This is a genomic window from Pseudooctadecabacter sp., assembly GCF_020627745.1.
In the GTDB taxonomy this organism is placed as follows: domain Bacteria; phylum Pseudomonadota; class Alphaproteobacteria; order Rhodobacterales; family Rhodobacteraceae; genus Octadecabacter.
Genome location: NZ_JAHDGE010000032.1, coordinates 24,409 through 27,820, shown reverse-complemented (window position 1 = coordinate 27,820; position 3,412 = coordinate 24,409). Strand labels below are relative to the sequence as shown.

Below are 3,412 nucleotides of genomic sequence, written 5' to 3'. Positions count from 1 at the left end.
TCATACCAGCGCCCCCCAATGTGTTGCCAAGATGGGGAAAGCTGCGATATACTCGCGGCCAGAATAGACAGTTTCCACAATGTCTTTAGCGCCGTTGACCTTTGCCGAGGTCGCGGCGTTTTCTTTTGTCAGATCGGCAAGGCCGGGTTTGACAATCGTGGTGCAAGTAATTGACGTTTCGTCAGGGGTTTGACGGAGCGTGGCCTCATAAGTCCCTGCATTTGCTTGAATAGCATCGGATTGAAAATCCTCGTGTCGGTGGTTCGATTCCGCCCCTGGGCACCACAACATACTGATTTCATTAAATTAAATCTGATGCGTTGGCCGAGAGAATTGCATCTCGGATATTATACACAGTTATACACTGAAAATCCGGTGCCCCCATGATTTCAGAATCCACTCAAAACCCGAACTCCGTCCAAGCGATCAAGCACCTGCGCGAAGGTCTTGCGGTCTATAAGACTGGCCGCAGTCCTAACTGGTTGATCCGATTGCGTGATCCGTATTCCAAGAAGTACGTCACGCGATCTTCGCGTGAGACGTCCCGCGTTGAGGCGATTGCGGCCGCCAATGAGTTCTCCGAGAGTTACTTTCGCAACCTGAACACGGACTTGGAGTCACACTTAGCACAGGACCAAAGATTTCGTCGCGGGCGCGGGCGTCATCCGGGCTGACTTCGACAACCTTGGGGGTGACGAAGGGGCCGTCCTCGTGGGTGTCCAGAAAACTGCGCACTTTCGCGCAGTGTTCGGCATCTATCAGCGCACCGATGTGGGTTGCAGGGTCCAGCGGATTGCCGACCTTCCAGTCGCGCAGACGGGCGGATATTTTGTCCATCAGGGCGGATTTCACCGATCTATGAACAATCAGACGGGACGTGGCAGAACAATTCTGCCCAGCATTCCAGAATGCGGCATTGACCACATGTTCTGCCACGTGATCCAGCTTTTCAGCGTCGTCAAACACCACAGCAGGATTCTTGCCGCCACATTCCAAGACCACCTTTTTGAGGTTGCTGTCGGCGGCATATCGCAGAAACCGGCGACCCGTTTCGGTGGAACCGGTGAAAGTCACCAGATCGACATCCATGTGCCGCCCAAGGGGTTCCCCGACCGACGGGCCATCGCCCTGCAGGACCTGCAACACCCCGCGCGGCACGCCTGCCTCATGCGCAAGTTCAGCCACGCGCAGGGCAGTCAGGCTGGTCTGTTCGGCCGGTTTCACAACCACCGAACACCCCGCCGCAAGCGCGGGGCCGATCTTCCATGCCAGCATCATCAGGGGAAAATTCCATGGCAGAATGGCCGCAACCACGCCAATGGGTTCGCGCACGATCATCGCGATGGCGCCGTCGCCGGTGGGGGCGGTCTGGTCGTAGATTTTATCGACCGCCTCGGCATGCCACTTGATGCAATGGATCGTTTCAGGCAGGTCAATCGTCTCGCAATCGAGGATCGGTTTGCCGCTTTCGATGCTTTCCATCACGGCCAGTTCGCGCCTGTTCCGCGTCAGCAGTTTGCACAATCTGATCAGCACATCCTTACGCGTTTCGGGGTCCAGTCTGGCCCAATGACCCTGATCAAACGCCTCACGCGCCTTGGACACCGCAAGATCGACGTCCGTCGCATCTGCTGTGGATATTTGCGCTATCTCGGCACCGGTGGCCGGATTGGTCGTGGCCATCATGGGGCCATGCCCGCGCTGGAATTTACCGTCAATAAAGGGGCTTCGTGGCAGATCGAGCGATGTCGCGATGGCGGCATATTCGGCTGTGGTCAGCAAATCGGTCATTGTGTCGCCCCTGTGATGTTTGAAATGGCTGTGTTCATTGTCCGGATCACCTCGGCCAGTTCGCGTTTGTCGTCTTTGTTGAGGGGCTGAAGCGGCTTGCGCGGCGGACCGGCGTCGATGCCGCGCAAGGTCAGCCCGTATTTGATGCACTGGACGAATTTTCCGCCCTGTTCCAGCACGCGCATCAAAGGAAGCATCGCCGACATGATCGCGCGCCCTTTGGTAAAATCACCCTCCACCGCGCAGGCCTGATAAAGGGCGATATGCCCCTCCGGTGCGAAATTCGACCCCGCACAGACCCACGACCGAGCGCCCCATGCAAAAAATTCCAGCGCCTGATCGTCCATACCGCAAGACAAGGCGATATGGGGATAGTCGCGGGCCAGCATATGAAGTCGGTTGACGTCGCCCGAACTTTCTTTGATGGCACAGAAGTTCGGGGACCGGCCAAGCCGGTCAAGGCAGTCCTCATCCATGTTCACCGACATCCGGCCAGGGTAATTGTATAGCATAACCGGCAGGTTAGCCGCGCGATCGACGGCCAGCGCATGAAGCGCGATTTCACGGCCCGTGGGATAGGCATAGGGGGGCGTGGCGACCAGAAGGGCCGCGGCACCTGCGTCCTTTGCGGCGCGGGCATAAAGGATGCTGTCTTCGGTACGGATTGCGCCGGTGCCCACGATCATCGGGACACGGCCGTCAATCAACGCAGCGCAGCGCGTCATCATCTCCAGACGTTCCTCAGTCGTCTGGGCATAGTATTCGCCGGTCGACCCCGCCACGATGATCCCATGGACCCCGGCGTTGACAAGGTGGTCCACCGTTTGCGCCAGCGCACTTTCATTGAGAGAAAAGTCATCATGATAGGGCGTCACAATAGGCGTGTAGATGCCTTCAAATTGCATGGGTTCGATCCTTGAGAGAGATGACATCAACCGGAAGCGGATCGGGCCGCACAAAGCGTTCCATCCGGTCGCGGCTCAGGTCCCAGTGTTGCAGGGTAAGGTCGATGGCCAAAGCCCCTTCGCGGGCTTCGATGGCGGCGATCATGGCATCGTGCTGTTCAATGGCTTTCAGCACCAGCATGGTTTCGGAGGGGGCAGCAGGGCGGTAGAAGGTCTGGCTCATCCGCGTGTGATCAATTTGCAGCCGCGCCAGCGAGGCCAGCAAATAGGTGTTGTGTGCCATCTCGCCGATGATCGCGTGGAACCGGTGGTTGGCCAATGCGGCCTCGGCCCCGTCGGATGACTGCGTTGCCTTGGCAAACCGCGTCTGCGTGTCTTTTAGGGTGTCGAGTTGCTGACCCGTGCGGTTCTCGCAGGCCAGTCGCGCGATATTGGCATAGATCATCGGTGCTGTCTGGAAGAACGTCCGCAGAACGCTGATGTCCATGGACGCGACCTTGGCGCCCCGGTTCTCGCTCATGACGACAAAGCCTTCACCCTGCAGCCGCTGTAAAACCTCGCGCAGCGGGGTGCGCGACATTTCATAGTGACGCGACAGGCCCGCCTCATCCAGATCAAGACCCGGTTCAAGTTCTGTTGACAGGATACGGCGGCGCAAATCCTCCAGACAGTCTGATTTCGTAAATTTGCTCAAGTTGACCCCTCATTTGTATACA

4 protein-coding genes are annotated in these 3,412 nt (G+C 57.8%); all 4 read right to left on the bottom strand.

The window, feature by feature from the left end; genetic code table 11:
- Positions 1 to 291: a hypothetical protein gene (locus QZ653_RS12040; RefSeq protein ID WP_296420337.1), complete on the bottom strand. Its 291-nt coding sequence runs from the start codon at positions 289 to 291 to the stop codon at positions 1 to 3.
- A 228-nt stretch (positions 292 to 519) separates the two neighbouring features.
- A complete protein-coding gene (locus QZ653_RS12035) occupies positions 520 to 1,791 on the bottom strand; it encodes an aldehyde dehydrogenase family protein (protein WP_296420336.1) in 1,272 nt (423 codons plus the stop codon).
- Complete coding sequence (locus QZ653_RS12030; protein ID WP_296420335.1) at positions 1,788 to 2,696, bottom strand: dihydrodipicolinate synthase family protein; 909 nt, start codon at positions 2,694 to 2,696, stop codon at positions 1,788 to 1,790. The genes QZ653_RS12035 and QZ653_RS12030 overlap by 4 nt, the downstream gene beginning before the upstream one ends.
- Positions 2,686 to 3,390 (bottom strand): GntR family transcriptional regulator, encoded by a 705-nt coding sequence (locus QZ653_RS12025; protein WP_296420334.1) that lies wholly within the window; start codon positions 3,388 to 3,390, stop codon positions 2,686 to 2,688. Before QZ653_RS12025 ends, QZ653_RS12030 begins: the two co-directional genes overlap by 11 nt.
- Positions 3,391 to 3,412: the final 22 nt, after the last annotated feature.

What these genes read in the sequence shown, in the direction of transcription:
- QZ653_RS12030 (WP_296420335.1), bottom strand. Translation starts at nt 2,696, where the DNA reads ATGCAATTTGAAGGCATCTACACGCCTATTGTGACGCCCTATCATGAT.
- QZ653_RS12040 (WP_296420337.1), bottom strand. Translation starts at nt 291, where the DNA reads ATGTTGTGGTGCCCAGGGGCGGAATCGAACCACCGACACGAGGATTTT.
- QZ653_RS12035 (WP_296420336.1), bottom strand. Translation starts at nt 1,791, where the DNA reads ATGACCGATTTGCTGACCACAGCCGAATATGCCGCCATCGCGACATCG.